Below are 17,654 nucleotides of genomic sequence, written 5' to 3'. Positions count from 1 at the left end.
GTAAAAGACCCAGCCCTCGGGCCCGTCCCCCGGCCGCCGGCCCGCGCGAGCCGGCGGCCGGGAGACGCAGGTCATATTCCTCCGTGTCACAGGGCGGCGGGCCACCCCGTCTCAGGGGGTGCAGGCATCGACGACACCGGAGGAGCACCCCATGGACGCGCGACTGAACTTCTTCACCGACCCGACCGCCGGCAAGGCCATGAAGCACCTCATGACGGTGGGCAGGGTGATCAAGGAGTCGCCGCTGCCGGCCGCGACGCAGGAGCTGGTGTCCCTGCGCGTGAGCCAGATCAACGGCTGCGCCGTCTGCATCGACATGCACGGCAAGGAGGCCGCCGCCGCCGGCGAGACCTCGGTGCGGCTCAACCTGGTGGCGGCCTGGCGGGAGGCCACGGTCTTCACCGAAGCCGAACGCGCCGCCCTGGAACTGGCGGAGGAGGGCACCCGGGTCGCGGACGCGGGCGGCGGGGTCGGCGACGAGGTGTGGGCGCGCGCCGCCGAGCACTACGACGAGGAGCAGCTCGCCGCCCTGACGCTCCTGATCTCCCTGATGAACATGGCGAACCGGCTCAATGTCATCACCCGTCAGCCGGCCGGGAGTTACGAGGTCGGCCAGTTCCACGGATGATCATGGGGAGCGACCCGCACCGGCGAGGACGGCCGGGCGGGAGGACCACAGGGGAAGGGGATCCGTCGTGAGCAAGGTCGAGGAGTTCGAGGAGCTGCGACCGCTGCTGTTCTCGATCGCGTACCGCGTTCTGGGCAGTGTGAGCGAGGCCGAGGACGCGGTGCAGGAGACCTGGCTGCGCTTCGACCGCTCGGCGACCTGGCCCGCGTCGACCAAGGCGTTCCTGTCGGCCGCGGTGACGCGGATCTCGATCGACGTGCTGCGCTCCGCCCGGGTGCGACGGGAGGCGTACGTGGGCCCCTGGTTCCCCGAGCCGCTGCTGGACGATCCCTACCAGGACCCGGCGCGGGCGGCGGAGCTGGCCGACTCGGTCTCGATGGCGGCCCTGCTGCTGCTGGAGCGGCTCAGCCCGCTGGAGCGGGCGGTGTTCGTGCTGCGGGAGGTCTTCGGCTACGGGTTCGACGAGGTGGCCGCGGCGGTGGAGCGGTCGGAGGCGGCCTGCCGGCAGCTGCTGGTCCGGGCGCGTCGGCACATGGAGGCCGGGCGGCCGCGGTTCGAGGCCGGCCGCACGGAGCGGGAGAAGCTGTCGGCGCGATTCTTCGACGCCCTCCGCGAGGGCGACGTCGCCGGCCTGCAGGAACTGCTCGCCGCCGACGTGTCGATGGTCGGCGACGGCGGCGGCAAGACCCCGCAGCTGGCCAGGGCGGTCATGGGCGCCGGGAACGTGTCCCGGCTGCTCGCCGCCGTCTTCCCCGCACTGGCCATGATCGACGTGACCTTCGAGCCGCACGAGGTCAACGGGCAGCCGGGCGCGATCTTCCGCGACCGGGACGGCAAGGTGCTCCAGGCCATGGCGCTCGACGTGCTCGACGGGCAGGTCCAGGCGATCCGCCTGGTGCTCAACCCCGACAAGCTCGGGCACATGGGCCTGGTGGCGGACGCCTGGGCCGTCCACCACGAGCTCCGCCGGGCACGCCGCCCCGCGCGGTAGCCGCGACAGCCGCAGCGGCGCCGACGTTCTTCCATCACACCGAATCCGACGGCCAGTTGGGGCATCATCGTGGGATGGACTACCAGGACTGCGTCGACCTCCTCGCCGAGCTGCACGGGAACGTCGACTGGCCGCTCCGGGAGGCACGGCAGGCGAACCTCCCCCGGCTGCTGGAGGCGCTGGGGCATCCCGAGCGCGGGCTGCGCGGGATGCTGGTGGTCGGGACGAACGGCAAGGGGTCGACCTGCGCGTTCGCGGTGTCGGCGGTGTCCGCCACCGGCGCGCGGGCGGGCAGCATGCCCAGCCCCCACCTTCAGGAGCCCCGGGAGCGGATCCGGGTCGACGGGGTCCCCGTCACCCGCGCCGAGTACGCCTCGGCGTTCGCCGAGGTGTACCGGGCCGCCGAGCGGTACGACCTGCCCGTCATGGCCACGGGCCTCTACGCGGCCACCGCCGCCGTGCACTTCCGACGTGCGGGCGTCCGCCTGGCGGTGGCCGAGGCGAGCATCGGCGGGAGCAGGGCGGCGGCCAGGGAACTCGGCATGGACGTGAAGGTCGTCACCGGCATCGGACTCGACCACGTCGGGCTGCTCGGGGACACCCTGGCGGCGATCACCCGGGCCAAGGTCGAAGCCGTGCGGGACGGGGACCACGTGGTCCTGGGCCGGCTCGCCCCCGAGGCGGCCGCCGCCGCGGGCCAGGTCCTCGGCGAGCGGACCGGGGTGTCCGTGTGGCGCATGGACCGCGAGGTCCGCTACACCGCCCGCACCGCCGCCGGCTCGGACGGCCGCGGTCCGGCAACGCTGGTCGACGTCACCACTCCCCGCGCGGTGCACCGCGACCTGCCCTGCCCGCTGCCCGGGGCCCACCAGCACCACAACCTCGCCGTCGCCGTCGCCGCGATGGACGCCATGGTCGAACGCGGCCACATCCGCGCGCCGGAGGGCGAACGGCTCCGCACCCGACTGGCCGCGACGCGCTGGCCCGGCCGTCTCGAACTCGTCGCCGACGCCCGGCTGGACGACTGGGCCGGCCGCGTCCTCCTCGACGGCGCCACCAACCCCCAGGGCGTCGCCACCGTCGCCCCGGAGATCGTGCGCCACGCCGAGGCCGACGGCCGCCCCGGGCGGCCGCCCGTCCTGGTCTTCTCCGCCTTCGAGCAGAAGGACGTCCGCGGCATGCTGGCCCCGCTGCCGTCCCACTGGCCGCTGGTCCTCACCCGCACCGGCTCCCACGAGTGCGCCGACCCCGCCACCATGCGCAGCCACCTCGCCCCGGCCGGCCGGGGCCCGTGCCTGACCGCCGAGGACACCCGCTCGGCGCTGCACCGGGCCGGCGAGCTGGCCGGGCCCGGCGGCCTGATCGTCGTCATCGGCTCGCTCCGCCTGGTCGGGGAGGCCCGTACCGAGCTCGCCCTGCCACCCGGCTGACGCGACAGGACGGCCCGACCCCTGAACGACAGTCAGGAGGCCGGGACCGGGTCCCGCCAGATGTCCATCGGAACGGCGCGGACCGCGCGTCCGTCCGCGTCGAGGATCCGGCCCATCCGTTTCACGGTGCGCAGCGACACCCGGCGCTCGGCCACCCGCAGGTCGGGGAACCTGCGGGCGAGAGCGGCTTCCAAGCGCTGGACGTCGGCGAGGGAGCGCTGCCAGACGGAGAGGACGAGGTTGTGCGTACCGGTGACGGACACGCACAGCCGGACTTCGGGGAGCCTGGCGAGCTGGGGGCCGACCTCGTCGAGCCGGTCCGGGGGGAGGTCGGCCCGGAAGGTCGCCAGGACCGGCCGGCCGGCGTCGCGGGCGGCGATCTCACAGCGGAAGCGGATCGCGTCGGAGGCGGCCAGCCGGTCGAGGCGGCGGCGCAGCGTGGACGGGCTGAGCCCGGTGGCGGCGGCCAGCCCGGCCTGGTCGAGGCGGCCGTCGACGCCCAGCCTGATCAGCAACTCCCGGTCTTCTTCGCGGACTTCGGCTCGCACTCCGGACGGTGTCCCGGTGCCCGCCGGGTGATCGTCGTGCAGCTCCACGCGCTGGGCGGGGTCCAGGGAGTCCAGTCGCCAGCGGATCCCCTCGGCGTAGAAGCCGGTCGCCAGGTGGACGCGGACGGCGTTGACCCCGGGGAGCCGGCCGAGCCGTTCGGCGGTGTACCGGGAGACCGTCGCCAGGTCGGTGAAGGCCGCGGCGACGACGAGGTCGCAGCCCTGGGAGAGGTGGTCGATGCTCATCACGTGCGGGTCCTCGGCCAGGTCGTCGGCGATCTGCCGGAGCCGGTCGGGAGCGCAGTCGAGGTCGAGGTAGGCGACGCAGCCGCGGTCCTCGGGGTGCGGCAGGCCGTAGGCGGTCACCCAGGCGATCCCGGCCTCGGAGAGCCGTCGCCAGCGGCGGGCCGCGGTGACCGGGCTGATCCCGAGGGTCTGGCCGAGCAGCGACCAGGGTGCCCGGGGCCGCAGCTGCAGCGCGTTCACCAGGGCGAGGTCCAGCTCGTCCACCGTCACATCGGCGCCGGTCACCGGCGATCGCCGGTGGATTCGTTCATCGAAGGGCCTCCCCGGGGCGTGATCCTGCGAAATCGCGGGAAACTCCCGCTGCGAGAACCAGAATCACGGAACAAGATCGCTCGGCACAACTTCCCGCCACAAGCGGATTCGACGGAGGTACCCGTGTCCCTGCACGACGATGCTCTCGGGCTGGCCCCGGACCTGGTCCGGCTGCGCCACGACCTTCACCGGTTCCCCGAGCTGGGCCTGGACCTCCCGCGCACCCAGGAGCGGGTACTGCGGGCCCTCGACGGCCTGCCGCTGGAGGTGAGCCAGGGCTCCGCGCTGAGTTCGGTCACCGCGGTGCTGCGCGGTGGGCGACCGGGGCCGGCGGTGCTGCTGCGCGCCGACATGGACGGTCTGCCGGTCACCGAGAAGGCCCCGCTGCCGTTCGCCGCCGACAACGGCGCCATGCACGCCTGCGGACACGATCTGCACACCACGATGCTCGCGGGCGCCGCACACCTGCTGGCCGCACGGCGCGAGCAGCTCCAGGGCGACGTGGTCTTCATGTTCCAGCCCGGCGAGGAGGGCCATGACGGCGCCGGAGCCATGCTCGCCGAGGGCGTGCTGGACGCGGCGGGCACGCGCCCGGTCGCCGCCTACGCCCTGCACGTGGCGTCGGCCATGCCGCACGGGGAGTTCAGCTCCCGGCGCGGGCCGATCCTCGCCGCCTCCGACTCGCTGAACGTCACCGTCCACGGTGCGGGCGGCCACGGCTCGGCACCGCACCGGGCCAAGGACCCCATCCCGGCGGCCTGCGAGATGGTCACCGCCCTCCAGACCATGGTGACCCGGCGCTTCGACGTGTTCGATCCGGTGGTGATCACCGTCGGGCTCCTCCAGGCCGGCACCCAGCGCAACATCATCCCCGAGACCGCCCACTTCGAGGCGACCGTGCGCACCTTCTCCGCCGAGGCGCGGTCCAAGGTCGCCGACACTGTGGCGGAGCTGGTCCGGGCCGTCGCGGCCGCCCACGACCTGCGGGCGGAGATCGAGTACCTTCCCGGGTACCCGGTGACCGTGACCGACGGGGCCGAGACCGACTTCCTGGCGGACACCGTCCGGGAGGTCTTCGGCGAGGAGCGCTTCCTGACGATGGCGAACCCGATGACCGGGGCCGAGGACTTCTCCCGGGTACTCGACGCCGTTCCGGGGTCGTTCGCGTGGCTCGGCGCCGCCCCGAAGGGAAGCGACCCCGACGACCTGCCGCTCAACCACTCGCCCTACGCGGAGTTCGACGACGCGGTGCTCCCCGACGGAGCCGCGCTCTACGCCGAACTCGCCACCCGCCGCCTCGCCGCCTGAACCCGTACGCCGAAGAAGGAACGATCAAGCACATGACCGAACCGCGCGACGTGGTCGAGCAGCAGCTCGCCGCCTACAACAGCCACGACATCGACGCCTTCGTCGCCACCTACGCCGAGGACGTCACGGTCCACCGGGCCGACGGCAGCCGGCTGCAGGGCCGGCAGGCGCTGCGTGACCGGTACGCCGGCCAGTTCGCCGAGGGCCGCTGCCGGGCGGAGATCGTGGGGCGGCTCACCGAAGGCGACTGGGTGGTCGACCACGAGGTCGCCCACGGCCTGGCCGAGGAGCCGGTCCGCGTCCTGGTGGCCTACCGGGTGCGCGAAGGCCTCATCGACCGCGTCGACTTCCTCGGCTGAGCGGCCCGGCCCGTACCGGCGGGCGAGGGGGCCTAAGCACGCCCGACCGGCCTCACGTGGTCCGACGACCGGGTGCGGTCAACCGCCGGAATCCGCTGCCGGCGGTCGGCTTCGTCCGAGTCGGGCGGCCGGGGCGGCCCGGTCAGGCCGTGGTGGCGGCACCCGCGACCGGCGGCATGAAGGCGGGCTCACCCTCACCTGCCGCCAGCGGCGACACCGGCGGCATCGACGCCACCGGCGCCGCGAGTGCCCCGGCCAGCACCAGACCGAGCCCGGTCAGGGAGAACGTCGCACCGACCATCAACTGCGCGCCTACCGTCGCGGCGACCCCGAAGTCACGGTAGAGGGCGTCCGAGGCCACGGCCACGACGAGGCTCAGGACCAGCGGCCCCAGCGCCGCGACCAGGCAACCGGCCATCGCCAGGCGGGCGTTGCGACCCCTGCGGCGGATGAACGTGGCGGCCACGACGGCCCCCGCCAGCGGTACGACGATCGAGATCACAGTGAAGATCAGGCTGACAGCGGCAATGCTCGTCGGGTCGTTCACAAAGCTCCGTTCGGGATGCGGGCACGGGGGGATCCGGACACACGGGACCCATGCCCGCAGGATCCGCGCCCGGCGCGAAGATACCGGCCCGGCCCGGGCCGCGTACAACGGTCATCGCCCACCGGCCCACCGATGCCCACCTGCTCCGCCCCGCGGCAGGCCGCACAGGCATACGAACCATCCCAACAGGCGCACAGCGAGGAATCCGATTGGTCGGCCCGAGCGGCGGGAGCGGCCAGGCCGTGCGGGGATGGGTGCTACGCATGCGGAACGTTTCTCGTGCGCACCGCGTGCCGTCCGGAGCCGTGCCCCGGCCCGACTTCGCCCCATGCCACGGAGGAACCGTGCGACACCCCGCGACCCGACTGCGCGCCCGCCTGCCGATGGTGGGACTGTCCGTGCTGGCGGTGACCCTGCTGCTGCCCTCGGTCGCGGCCGAGGGCAGCAGGGATCGCTACGAGTGGGCCGCCCTGGGCGACTCCTACACCGCCGGCCTCTTCATCGGGGACCCGCGGCCCGCACTGGGCAGCGCGTCACGGGACGGGTGTGATCGGACCGCCCACTCCTACCCCGACCTCGTAGGGCGGGCGCTCGCCGCCCGCCCGCCGGACAGGCCCGTGAACCTGACCGACGTCAGCTGCGACAACGCCGCCATCGGCAACATCACCCGCGAGAGGCAGCAGCCGACCAGCCCGGTGCAGCCACCTGCCGGGGATCCCGCCGGGTGGCCCACGGTGGATCCGCAGATCCGGCGGGCCCGACTCGGCGACCGCACCGATGTCGTCACCGTCGGCATCGGCGCGATCAGCCTGCCCTTCGGCGAATGTCTGGACCTCACCCTCGCCCACATCTCCTGCGCGGCGTACTACAGGAATCCACCGGAGGGTGTGGAGGGCCTCGACGCGAAACTCGCCAGGATCCGCGACGAGTACGGCCGGATGCTCGGCGCGATCCACCACGCCGCACCGCACGCCAGGGTCATCACGGTCGGCTACCCGGCCATCCTGCCGGAGCGGGGCAGCGCCTGCGGCGGCGGCCCCACGCAGCTCGGCCCGATCAGCCCCGCCGACATCGACTGGTTGCGCGAGGACGCGCTGAAGGTCATGAATACGATCATTCGAACGGAGACGGCGAAGCGCGGCGACAGGTACGTCGACCTCTACACCTCCAGCGTGGGCCATGACGTGTGCGCACCCGAGGAGACCCAGTGGATCGAGGGCATCTGCGGCGACGCCGAGCCCTTCTGGCCGACCACGGTGCCCGGCGGCCTGCCGTTCGACTGCGCCGCCATCGGCAAACGCGCCACACTCCTCCACCCCAACGCCAGGGAACACGCCAACGCCGCTCCCCTGGTGGAACGCGCCGTCCGCGACGCCCTCCTCGAACGCTGACGGCCTCCCGACCCGTCCCCCGGTCAGAACGAGCCGGGCGAGATGATCTCCTCACCCTCGCCCTCACCGTCGGGCACGTCGAACCGCTCGTGGAAGTCGTCCAACGCGCCCGAGGCCTCCGATTCGCGCCATCGAGGGACCGAATCCGGTACTCCTGCCGGGAGTTCGGGCCGATCCGCGGCCGAACCTCCCCGGGCCGGGCGCGCACCCTCCGGGCGGAATCATCCACATCGGCGCGGACAACAAAACGGCCGGTCGGATCCGAAGATCCGACCGGCCGTTCTCTGTGCGCGAGGGGGGAGTTGAACCCCCACGCCCTTTCGGGCACTGGAACCTGAATCCAGCGCGTCTGCCTATTCCGCCACCCGCGCATCTGGGTGATGAGGTAAATCGTAGCCCATCCGCGCGGGTGCTCCGAACCAGTTCGGCAGAGCGGCCGAGGTCAGCGGGCGATGTGCCCGACGATCCAGTCGATCAGCTTGCCGGAGACGTGGCTGTGCTCGGTGTTGTCGTCGTCGAACTCGACCGCGTCCAGGTGGCCGCGCTCAAGGTCGGCGTCGGTGATGGAGAGGTTCACGTTGACGTCCCACTTCACCGGGTCGAAGTCCAGCGCCACCGCACTCACCGACGGCACGAAGGCGCCGCTGCGGTAGTCCTCGGTGATCTTCGCCTTCAGCGCGTCCGCGACCTTGCCGAAGGAGTCCAGGGTGCCGCCGGGCGCCCCGTCCAGCGCCGGGACCTCGGTGGTCGAGCTGCGGCGCACCGCGAGGCCGAGGTGCATGCCGCCGATCTTCTGCTGCTCGCCCCTCTCCGGCTGGAAGCGCGCCGTGGCGCTGGCGATCAGGGCCTGCCAGTCGAAGGCGACCTCGCCCGCCGGCAGCGGCCGGCCGACGCCGTCGCGCCGACCGTTGGAGACACCGAGCTTGCGCGGGATCACCGGGAAGTTGCCGAAGCGCTGGAGGTCCGCCAGGAACTCCTTGCGCAGCGGGCTGGAGGTGGCCACCGGCCCCGAGTACTTGGAGTTCTCCACCCAGGCCCAGAGCAGCTGCTGCGCGGCAGGGCTGCGGATCAGGTCGGCCTGCTTGGCCCCGTCGGGCCCGGCAGGGGTGAAGTCCTCGAAGAAGTAGGCCATCTGCTGGAGGACGAGCGGGATCCACGCGCCGTTGTGGGGCGAGTCGTAGGAGAGGTACGCCTCCGTCTGGTGGTCCATCTTCATGGTCTCCAGCTTGGCGAGCGCGAAGCGGGTGATGATCCCGCCCATGCTCACCCCGCCGACGGTCAGCCGCTCCTCGCCCACCCGCTCCTCGATCGCCCGGAAGATCGCGGCGATCGCGACCTCGGCGTTGGCCTGGATGTGGGTGTGCCGCTCCTCGAAGCCGACCAGCACGATGTCGAAGCCCTGGCCGAGCAGCTGGTCGAAGAGCCCGGACTTGTCGCCGTAGGGCGCGTTGAAGTAGGCGAACAGCCCGGGGAGGTTGCTCGGGCCGTAACTGAAGCCGTCCGCGAAGATGAAGGGCCGCCGCAGGCCGAGCTTCGGGTTGGCGTAGTAGACGGCCGCCTTGCCCGTCGCGATCTGACCCTTGTACTCGGCGCCGGTCAGCTCCCAGACCACATCGGCCTGCCGCCCGCCGCCACCCGCGCGCTCCAGCGCGGAGGTGAACCACACATCGGGCGACAGCGTGGCGGCGAGCTCCGCCTTCTCCGCCGAACTGGGCTCCGCCTGGCCCTCCTTGAGGGTCAGCGCTACGTCGATCCGGGGTTCCTGTGCCATGACTACCGCCTCGGTCTAGTCGAACAGGGATCATGTGCGCACAGTCGGTGACCGTAACCGTTCGGTTACGTAGTGCACCAGCGAAACACGCAGAGTGATCGAAACTGTTCGGCCGGGATCGGCGGATGACCGGACTTGGCGGACCCGTCGGGCGTCAGGCCGGGAAGTCGCCGGCCCGGACGGCGGCGACGAAGGACCGCCAAGCGGAGGCGGGGAAGACCAGGGCCGGACCCTCGGGATCCTTCGAGTCACGCACCGGCACGAGGCCGGGGAATCCGGGGGCCACCTCGACGCAGTCGCCGCCGTTGCCGCCGCTGTGACTGCTCTTCAGCCAGCCGGCCGCGTCGAGCTCGTTCCTCGTCATCCCTGAACCCCTCCAGCGCATCAGCGATCAGCGCGCGCGAGGCGTTCACCGGGAGAACGTCCCCGCGCAAGCGATCATAGCTTCGCCGATGCCCGGACACGATCGCCGCTACATCACTGGGGTGCCCTCGGTCCAAGCTCTCCGAGTAGACCCAGTTCTGCCCATCAGGCATCTCCAGCAACACCATGGACTTGTCGATGACCGCCGAGCGGTGGGCGAATGGCGCGACCTGGATGATGACGTTGGAAAGTCCGGACACCGCCAGAAGGTGCTCCATCTGACGCCTCATCACGCTAGGGCCGCCGAAGACCGTGCGGATGGCACTCTCGTCGAGGATGACGAGCAGCAGAGGCCCCTCCGGATCAAGGAAGCGCTTCTGCCTGCCGAGTCGCGCGCAGTCCGCTCGGCAATCAGATCCGGCCTTCCCGCAGCATCACTGACCTCGAAGACCGCGCGGGCATACTCCGGGCACTGCAGCAATCCATGAATTACGGCGCGTTGGACCACCCTGACCGCAACCGCCTCGGCCTCCATGTCGGCATGATCCCGAAACCAGTCCGGGTGCTCGACTTCGGCCTCCCAGTCCACGCGATCCCACAGCCGCTTGAGCAGGCCGCCGGTCTTCAGCACCCGGTCCGCGTCCTCCACCGATTCGCCCGGCATGCGCCGCTTGCCACTCTCGTATCGGGTGATGTTGGTGCGATTGCAGTGCAGGAGCTTTCCCAACTCCTCCTGCGTGTAGTCGAGCATCTCTCGGTAGAAGCGCAGTTCCTCTCCGAACATCACAGCCGAACTCGCCGTCGGTCCCTGCTTCGCCCTCCGGTGTGACATGCCGTCTCCCCTCACGTGCCGGACATGACCGGTACTCGGAATCGGCCGTCACCGTATCTCCGCGCCGCGATGATCGAGAGCGGAACGCGATGCTCTGCTCGCGCAGCGTGAGACTGTGCGCCCCGGTCGCGAGCCGCTTCCACTCCCCCACCCCTCCCGGAGGTAGCCCCGCCATGCCCAAGAACTGTGTCGCCCTCGGTCCGCGCCCGTCGCGTGAAGTCGCGGCACGGCTGGACTCCCGGCCCGAATGCACCCCCCTGGCACGGCAGATGCTGCGGGCCTATCTCGCCGGCATGCCACACGGCGAACGGTACGCGGACGTCGGTGAGTTGCTGCTCGGGGAGCTGTTCGCCAACGCCGTCCGGCACAGTGACGCGCCGCCGGACCGGGTGATCGAGGTGCGGTTCGCACGGGTCTGCGACCGGCTGCGGATCGAGGTGCACGACGCGGGTGGCGGGCCGCCGGCCGTCCGCGTCTCCTCCGCCGAGGACGAGCACGGCCGTGGCCTCTTCCTCGTCAACGAGCTTGCTGATCAATGGGGTTGCTGCCCGCGTGCCGGCGGCATCGGCAAGTTCGTCTGGGCGCTGGTCGCTCCCGCCCCCGGGCCCACCGCGCTCGCCTTCGGGCGGGCGCGGGATGTCGTCACGGTCTGACGGTGGCGCCGACCGGCGCATTCGCCCATCGCTCCACAACGGTTTCCCCCCAACGTGGGGTTTGGCTCAACTCATCGGCACGTACGTACCGATGACCCATGCGGCGCGAGTCCCGGGCGGGGTGGCGGCGCTGAGGGCTGCCACCCCGTTCGCCGTCATCGGCCCCCGGTTGCTCCGCCGGTCACTTGCCGGCTGCGGCTTCGAGGGTGGCGCGCCAGAGCGGGCTGTCGACGTAGTGGTTGTCGTACTGCTCGGAGGAGTCCTTGATCTCCTGCGGGCTGGCCTCGCCGCGCATCACCCGGCCGAGCAGGCGCAGGTAGTCGAAACGGGGCATGCCGGGCGTGAACACGAAGAGCACGTCGGCCTCGGAGCCGGGCGCGGCGGCGAAGGCGTGCGGGGTGTGCGGCGGGACGAGCAGGAAGTCGCCCGCGCCGAGGATCTCGACCTTGTCCTCGACCAGCACCTGGAGCTCGCCGCCTATGACGAAGAACAGCTCCGAGGCCCGGGTGTGGAAGTGGGCCGGGGCGCCGACGGCGCCCTTGGCGAAGGACGAGCGGTAGCTGGTGATCGGGCTGCCGTCGGTGCCGCAGTCGGCGAGCAGGGTCATCACGCTGCTCGGGTCGCTGGTGGTCTCGGCGGCGGCGGCGCGGGTCAGAACCGGCTTCAGTGCGGCGCTGTTCATCGTGGTGACTCCCTGTTCGATCCGGCCCCGGTCTCTCGCCGTGGCCTTGTGTCTACGACTCTATGGCGTCTAAAGACCCGTCACATGGTGCATTTCCGTGACACATTCATGGGTCAATTTCTCCGCCGGCGCCGGGCCCGCACGGGTGGCTCCGGGCCCCGGTAGGGCCCGTCACGCACGAGCCCCCGACGAGCCGTTCACACGTCCCGGCGCCGCACGACGACCACCGCGAGGGCGAGGGTGACCAGCGGCCACAGCACGTACACGAGCCAGCAGCCGGGGACGGTGGCGGTGTAGCCCAGGGAGTCGGGGTCCGGCTCCCAGGGCTGGACCAGGCGGTGCCAGGCGGCCGACACCAGCGCGTGCTTGACGTCCGCCGACCAGCGGTTGCTCTCCGAGAACATGGTGGGCAGCATCAGCAGGACGAAGACGCTGGTGACCACCGTCCCGGCGGCGTGCCGGAGCAGCACGCCGAGGCCCAGACCGACCACGGCGCAGACCGGAGCCAGCAGCGCGGACGCCACCAGCGCCTGGAACACGCCGGGGTGGGTGATCGGAACGCCGGCGTGGCGCCCGTCCAGGACGGCCTGGGAGACCAGGAAGGAGCCGAGGGAGGCGACCGTGCCGACCGCGCTCCACAGCGCGGCGGTGACGGCCGCCTTGGCCAGCACGACCGAGCCGCGGGCCGGGACGGCCGCCGTGGTGGTGCGGATCAGCCCGCTGCTGTACTCGCTCACGACGGTGAGGGCGCCCATGGTGGCGGCGACGAGGATCAACGTCCAGTAGCCGGCCGGCGGGTAGGCGTCGTAGGCCAGGAAGTCGGCGGGGCCGGATCCGGTGTCCTTGTCCGCCAAAGTGGCCGCGGCGGCGGACCCGATGACGAACAGGACGGTGAGTCCGATCACCCACGGGGTGGACCGCAGGGACCGGATCTTGATCCACTCGGCGGCGGCCAGGTCGCCGAAGCGGGCGGCCGGCACGGCAGCGGGGATGGTCCGGGGGGTGGAGGCGAGCATCGTCATCAGGACTGTCCTGCCAGGTATTCGGTGCTGTCGGCGGTGAGTTCCATGAAGGCCGCCTCCAGCGAGGCGGTACGGGTGGTCAGTTCGTCCAGCCGGATGCCGTTCTCGAAGGCGAGCGCGCCGATCCGGTCCGCCGGGAGGCCGGTCACGGTGAGCCTCTCGGCCCCCGCCGAGCCCTCCGGCTCGACCGCGGCGCCCGCCACGGTCAGCACGGCCGCCAGCTCGGCGGCCTGCGCAGTCCCGACCACCACGCTGCCGCGGGTGCCACGGGCCGCGAAGTCCCGCACCGACTCGGCGGCGATCAGGCGGCCCCGTCCGATCACGACCAACTGGTCGGCGGTGTTCTCCATCTCCGACATCAGATGGCTGGAGAGGAAGACCGTGCGCCCCTCGGCGGCCAGCCGCCGGAAGAGCCGGCGCACCCAGAGCACGCCCTCCGGGTCCATGCCGTTGATCGGCTCGTCGAACATGAGCACGGGCGGGTCGCCGAGCAGCGCGGTGGCGATGCCCAGCCGCTGCTTCATGCCGAGGGAGAATCCGCCGATGCGGCGCTTCGCCACCTCGGCCAGCCCCACCTCCTGGAGCACCTCGTCGACCCGGCGCAGCGGGATGCCGTTGCTGCGCGCCAGGGCGGACAGGTGGGCCGCCGCGCTGCGTCCGCCGTGGACCTGTCCGGCGTCGAGGAGGGCGCCGACGTGCCGCAGTCCGCGCGGGTGGCGGTGGAAGGGGACGCCGCCGACGGTGGCGGTGCCCGCGGTGGGCGTGTCCAGGCCGAGGATCATCCGCAGGGTGGTGGACTTGCCGGCGCCGTTGGGGCCGAGGAATCCGGTGACCTGGCCCGGCCGCACGGTGAAGGACAGGTGGTCGACGGCCGTCTTGCCGCCGTAGCGCTTGGTGAGTTCGTTGACTTCGATCACAACGGCAACCCTGCCGGGACTCCCCCTGTCCGGACATCGGGCCGTGGGCGGCAAATCGCGCGCCATGATCAACCCGGGGGCGTACATCCCCGGTCCGATGCCCGGTGGGCGGCGGCTGGCTACCCTCGCGGCATGGACACCACAGCGACCACCGCCCCGCCACCTGCGGGTTTCACCCCGCACCCGCCCTCGCGAACGGGCAGGCCGCCCCTGCCGGGAACGAAGGTCACGGCCTGGGCCGGGGCGGTGCTGTACTTCCTCGCGATCGGTCTGCTGGTGGGGGGTGCGCCGCGGGCCTCGGGCACCGTCCACGGCATCGGGGCCATGCTGTCGGTGAGCCTGCTCGTCGGCCTGCTCCGACGGTGGCCGCTGCTGACCCTGGTGACGGCTCACCTCGGCTCCGCCCTCGTGGTGGTCGGCACACCGGGCACCCTCGGGTCGCCCCTGTCGGCGTCCTACCAGAGCCAGTTCCTGTCCTTCCTGGCGATGGACGCCCTCCTGGGCTTCATCGTCGCCACCGCCGCCCGGCGGACGTCGATCGTCGCCGTCGCCGTGTCCGTCGTCGCCCAGCTCCTGATGGTCGGCGGCTTCGCGCACGGGGACGGCCTGACCGTCAACGCCGTGATCGCCGTCCTGGCGATCGCCGCCTCCTGCATGGTCGGTCTGCTGAGCCGCGAGCGCCGCGAGCACGCGGTGGCGCTGCGCTCGCAGGAGGTCGCCGAGGCGGTGACCGCCGAACGACTGCGGATCGCACGCGAGTTGCACGACATGGTCGCGCACAGCATCGGCATCATCGCCATCCAGGCCGGGGTGGGGAGCCGGGTGATCGAGACCCAGCCCGCCGAGGCCCGGGAGGCGCTGCGCGCGATCGAGACCACCAGCCGGGAGACCCTGTCGGGCCTGCGGCGCACGCTGGTGGCGCTGCGTCAGGCGGACTCGGGCGCGGCGGACTCGGCGCAGCCGTCGCGCACGCCCACGCCGGGCCTGGCGGACATCGAACGGCTGGCGGCGGCGACGGCGGACGCGGGGGTCCACGTCGACCTGCACGTCAGTGGGGAGCGGCGTCCGCTGCCGGCCGACATCGATCTGTCCGCCTACCGTATCGTCCAGGAGGCGCTGACCAACGTGGTCCGCCACGCGGGCACCGGGCGCTGCCGGGTGTCCATCGACTACGGGGACGGGGAACTGTCGGTGGAGATCGTCGACGACGGGCGGGGGGCCGCCGCGAGCGGCTCGGACCACGGCTTCGGGCTGGTGGGCATGCGGGAGCGGGTCGGCCTGCTGCACGGTCACCTGAGCGCCGGGACGCGCCCCGAGGGCGGCTTCCGGGTGGCGGCGCGGGTACCGCTGCCCGCTCCCGTCGCGGTTCCGGCGGCGGCCCGATGACCGTCCGCGTGCTGCTCGTCGACGACCAGCCGCTGGTGCGGTCCGGTCTGCGCGTGATCATGGCCGACGAGCCCGACCTGACGGTCGTCGGTGAGGCCGCCGACGGGGCCGAGGCCGTCCGACTGGTCGGTGAGGTGAGCCCCGACGTCGTGGTGATGGACATCCGGATGCCCGGCATGGACGGGATCGAGGCCACCCGCCTGATCACGGCCGGTCCGGCGACGGCCCGCGTCCTCGTCCTGACCACCTTCGACGAGGACGACCACGTCTACGACGCGCTCCGGGCCGGTGCCAGCGGCTTCGTGGTCAAGGACATGGCGCTGGACGACATCCTCGCGGCGGTCCGCGTGGTCGCCGCCGGCGACGCGCTCATCGCGCCGGGGGTGACGCGCCGTCTGATCGCGGACTTCGTCGGACGGCCGGGGGCCGCCGGGCCCCCGGCCGCCCCGGCGGACTCACCCCGGCCGATCGAGGGCATCACCGAGCGGGAGCGGGAGGTCCTGACCCTGGTCGGGCGCGGCCGGTCGAACGCCGAGATCGCGGAGGACCTCTTCATCACGGTGGCCACCGCCAAGTCGCACGTGTCGCGGCTGTTCGCCAAGCTGGGCGCCCGGGACCGGGTCCAGCTGGTGATCACCGCCTACGAGGCGGGGCTCGTCACGCCGCCCCGCTGAGGCAGCTTCCCGGTGCCGGGAGCGGGGACCGGGCGGAAGTCGGCGCCCCGGCCCGATCCCGGCGGGGGTCCACCCGGGCAACGGGCCCCGTCCTTTCGGCCCCCTTCCGCTGCCCTCCCGACGGGGGGTATCCCCCCGGACGATTTCGGAGGCTTCCCTCAGCGCGCGGCCATGGAATCGCAGGTGATGATCGGTTCCACATGGCAAACGAGCACGTCGAGGGGCTAGAACATGGTCAGGAACCGAAAGCACATCGGCCGGCGACGGCTGCTGGTCGCAGCAGTCGTCGCAACGGGAGCGGTCCTCGCCCCCGTCGCCGCCCAGGCGGCTACCGCCGACCCGGCCGGCACAGCGGGCAGGAAGCAGGATCCCGTCCGAGCACTGGAGCAGGCGGCCCACCCGCTGCGCACGACCGAGCCCGGCCGGAACACCACCGACCTGCGCGCCCTGGGCACGATGATCGGCGACGCGCGGGTGGTCGGCCTCGGTGAGGCCACCCACGGCTCGCACGAGTTCTTCACCATGAAGGAGCGGGTGTTCCGCTACCTCGTCGAGGAGAAGGGCTTCACCACCTTCGCCCTGGAACTGAGCTGGTCCGCGGGGCTCCGGATCGACGACTACCTCCAGACCGGCAAGGGCGGCGACGCCCGCACCGTCGCCAAGGAGACCCTCGCCAACTCCCCCTGGGACCGCGAGGAGTTCGTGAGCCTCATCGAGTGGATGCGCGACTACAACCGCCGTCATCCGGACCGCACCGTCCACTTCATGGGCGACGACCTCGGCGCCCCCTCGCTCGACGACGCCTTCTTCGCCCGGATCACCGACTACGTCCGGCAGAACCACCCGCAGGCGCTCGCACAGCTCGACGAGCTCTACACCGGCCTGCGCCCGATCGATGACGTCTTCGCCTACCTGGGCAAGCCCCTCGCGGAGCGCCGGCAGCTCGCCGCCCGCGCCCAGCAGGCCCTGGACCTGGTCGGCAGTTTGCGGGGCGCCGGCGGGGAGGCCTTCGAGTGGGCCGAGCAGAACGCCCGCTCCGTCGCCCAGACCACCACGTTCCTCACCCTGGACCCCACCGACAAGGAGTCGCTGCCCGGCTTCGAGCGGTTCCGCGACGAGGTGATGGCCCAGAACGTCACCTGGTGGCAGCAGCGCACCGGTCACAAGGTGCTGGTGTCGGCCCAGAACGACCACGTCGGTTACGCCGCCGGCGATCCCGCGCTGTACCCGAAGACCCAGGGGGCCTTCCTGCGCGACACGCTGGGCCGCGGCTACCTCCCGATCGGCTTCACGTTCTACCAGGGCTCGTTCCTGTCGAAGGACGCCGCGCTCGGCGGCGACTGGAAGAAGTTCACCGACGGTCCCCCCGGGACCGACCTGAACGAGTACACCCTCGACCAGGTCCGCTACCGGGACTTCTACCTGGACACCCGCACCGCGCCGGCCGCCGCGCAGGCCTGGCTGAACGTCCCCCGGCCCACCCGCAACTACGGAACCCAGGCGCCGTACCCGCCCGGCACCTTCGCGCTCGCCAAGTCCTTCGACGTCCTCGTCCACCTCCATGACGTCCGGGAGGCCGACAAGACGCCGTGAC

General features: G+C 72.1%; 17 protein-coding genes, 1 tRNA gene and 1 pseudogene. 10 read left to right on the top strand and 9 right to left on the bottom strand.

The genetic code is table 11. From position 1 onward, the window contains the following. Positions 1 to 151: 151 nt before the first annotated feature. The 3 genes from ACFVYI_RS22830 to ACFVYI_RS22820 all read left to right on the top strand — a co-directional run bounded on the left by ACFVYI_RS22830 (position 152) and on the right by ACFVYI_RS22820 (position 3,049). Entirely contained in the window at positions 152 to 628 is a 477-nt protein-coding gene (locus tag ACFVYI_RS22830; protein ID WP_387888474.1) for a carboxymuconolactone decarboxylase family protein, read from the top strand. A gap of 67 nt (positions 629 to 695) precedes the next feature. Continuing rightward, positions 696 to 1,619, top strand: coding sequence for an RNA polymerase sigma-70 factor (locus ACFVYI_RS22825; RefSeq protein ID WP_387888472.1), 924 nt, complete (start codon positions 696 to 698; stop codon positions 1,617 to 1,619). 74 nt (positions 1,620 to 1,693) lie between these two features. Continuing rightward, entirely contained in the window at positions 1,694 to 3,049 is a 1,356-nt protein-coding gene (locus tag ACFVYI_RS22820; RefSeq protein WP_387888470.1) for a bifunctional folylpolyglutamate synthase/dihydrofolate synthase, read from the top strand. Between the two features lie 32 nt (positions 3,050 to 3,081). Here the strand turns inward: ACFVYI_RS22820 and ACFVYI_RS22815 are convergent, their stop codons facing one another. Beyond that, entirely contained in the window at positions 3,082 to 4,128 is a 1,047-nt protein-coding gene (locus ACFVYI_RS22815) for an Lrp/AsnC family transcriptional regulator (protein WP_387888469.1), read from the bottom strand. A 150-nt stretch (positions 4,129 to 4,278) separates the two neighbouring features. Here ACFVYI_RS22815 and ACFVYI_RS22810 point away from each other — a divergent pair, with 150 nt between their 5' ends. Both ACFVYI_RS22810 and ACFVYI_RS22805 read left to right on the top strand, forming a co-directional pair. Then, entirely contained in the window at positions 4,279 to 5,463 is a 1,185-nt protein-coding gene (locus ACFVYI_RS22810; RefSeq protein WP_387888467.1) for a M20 family metallopeptidase, read from the top strand. Positions 5,464 to 5,495: 32 nt separating this feature from the next. Then, entirely contained in the window at positions 5,496 to 5,822 is a 327-nt protein-coding gene (locus tag ACFVYI_RS22805) for a nuclear transport factor 2 family protein (RefSeq protein ID WP_387888465.1), read from the top strand. A gap of 142 nt (positions 5,823 to 5,964) precedes the next feature. On the opposite strand, the gene ACFVYI_RS22800 is transcribed toward ACFVYI_RS22805, so the two are convergent. Continuing rightward, positions 5,965 to 6,369, bottom strand: a complete 405-nt coding sequence (locus ACFVYI_RS22800; protein ID WP_387888462.1) for a hypothetical protein — start codon at positions 6,367 to 6,369, stop codon at positions 5,965 to 5,967. 344 nt (positions 6,370 to 6,713) lie between these two features. Between ACFVYI_RS22800 and ACFVYI_RS22795 the strand changes: the two genes are divergently transcribed. Beyond that, entirely contained in the window at positions 6,714 to 7,760 is a 1,047-nt protein-coding gene (locus tag ACFVYI_RS22795; protein ID WP_387888459.1) for an SGNH/GDSL hydrolase family protein, read from the top strand. Between the two features lie 287 nt (positions 7,761 to 8,047). Here the strand turns inward: ACFVYI_RS22795 and ACFVYI_RS22790 are convergent. The 4 genes and pseudogenes from ACFVYI_RS22790 to ACFVYI_RS22775 all read right to left on the bottom strand — a co-directional run bounded on the left by ACFVYI_RS22790 (position 8,048) and on the right by ACFVYI_RS22775 (position 10,645). Further along, positions 8,048 to 8,131, bottom strand: a tRNA-Leu gene (locus ACFVYI_RS22790). Positions 8,132 to 8,202: 71 nt separating this feature from the next. Further along, on the bottom strand, positions 8,203 to 9,531 hold the full coding sequence (locus ACFVYI_RS22785) for a hypothetical protein (RefSeq protein WP_387888457.1): 1,329 nt from the start codon (positions 9,529 to 9,531) through the stop codon (positions 8,203 to 8,205). 154 nt (positions 9,532 to 9,685) lie between these two features. Then, on the bottom strand, positions 9,686 to 9,862 hold the full coding sequence (locus ACFVYI_RS22780) for a DUF397 domain-containing protein (RefSeq protein WP_387888529.1): 177 nt from the start codon (positions 9,860 to 9,862) through the stop codon (positions 9,686 to 9,688). After that, positions 9,780 to 10,645 (bottom strand): annotated as a pseudogene (locus ACFVYI_RS22775) (helix-turn-helix transcriptional regulator). The gene ACFVYI_RS22780 and the pseudogene ACFVYI_RS22775 overlap by 83 nt, the downstream one beginning before the upstream one ends. 254 nt (positions 10,646 to 10,899) lie before the next feature. Here ACFVYI_RS22775 and ACFVYI_RS22770 point away from each other — a divergent pair. Beyond that, entirely contained in the window at positions 10,900 to 11,379 is a 480-nt protein-coding gene (locus ACFVYI_RS22770) for an ATP-binding protein (RefSeq protein ID WP_387888455.1), read from the top strand. 181 nt (positions 11,380 to 11,560) lie between these two features. Here the strand turns inward: ACFVYI_RS22770 and ACFVYI_RS22765 are convergent, their stop codons facing one another. From ACFVYI_RS22765 to ACFVYI_RS22755, 3 genes are all read right to left on the bottom strand, one after another. Beyond that, the gene (locus tag ACFVYI_RS22765) at positions 11,561 to 12,061 is read right to left on the bottom strand and encodes a cupin domain-containing protein (RefSeq protein WP_387888453.1); all 501 of its coding nucleotides are present in this window, start codon (positions 12,059 to 12,061) and stop codon (positions 11,561 to 11,563) included. A 197-nt stretch (positions 12,062 to 12,258) separates the two neighbouring features. Then, positions 12,259 to 13,083: an ABC transporter permease gene (locus ACFVYI_RS22760; RefSeq protein WP_387888452.1), complete on the bottom strand. Its 825-nt coding sequence runs from the start codon at positions 13,081 to 13,083 to the stop codon at positions 12,259 to 12,261. Beyond that, positions 13,083 to 14,000 carry an ATP-binding cassette domain-containing protein gene (locus ACFVYI_RS22755; protein WP_387888450.1) on the bottom strand — a complete coding sequence of 306 codons (918 nt, stop codon included), beginning with the start codon at positions 13,998 to 14,000 and terminating at the stop codon, positions 13,083 to 13,085. Before ACFVYI_RS22755 ends, ACFVYI_RS22760 begins: the two co-directional genes overlap by 1 nt. A gap of 132 nt (positions 14,001 to 14,132) precedes the next feature. Here ACFVYI_RS22755 and ACFVYI_RS22750 point away from each other — a divergent pair, with 132 nt between their 5' ends. From ACFVYI_RS22750 to ACFVYI_RS22740, 3 genes are all read left to right on the top strand, one after another. Then, a complete protein-coding gene (locus ACFVYI_RS22750; protein ID WP_387888447.1) occupies positions 14,133 to 15,386 on the top strand; it encodes a sensor histidine kinase in 1,254 nt (417 codons plus the stop codon). Beyond that, a complete protein-coding gene (locus ACFVYI_RS22745; RefSeq protein ID WP_387888444.1) occupies positions 15,383 to 16,060 on the top strand; it encodes a response regulator in 678 nt (225 codons plus the stop codon). The genes ACFVYI_RS22750 and ACFVYI_RS22745 overlap by 4 nt, the downstream gene beginning before the upstream one ends. Positions 16,061 to 16,291: 231 nt before the next feature. After that, a complete protein-coding gene (locus ACFVYI_RS22740; protein ID WP_387888441.1) occupies positions 16,292 to 17,653 on the top strand; it encodes an erythromycin esterase family protein in 1,362 nt (453 codons plus the stop codon). The last annotated feature ends 1 nt before the right edge of the window (position 17,654 follow it).

Source organism: Kitasatospora sp. NPDC058218, assembly GCF_042882445.1.
Taxonomy (GTDB): Bacteria; Actinomycetota; Actinomycetes; order Streptomycetales; family Streptomycetaceae; genus Kitasatospora.
This window is presented reverse-complemented; position numbering and strand designations above follow the sequence as displayed.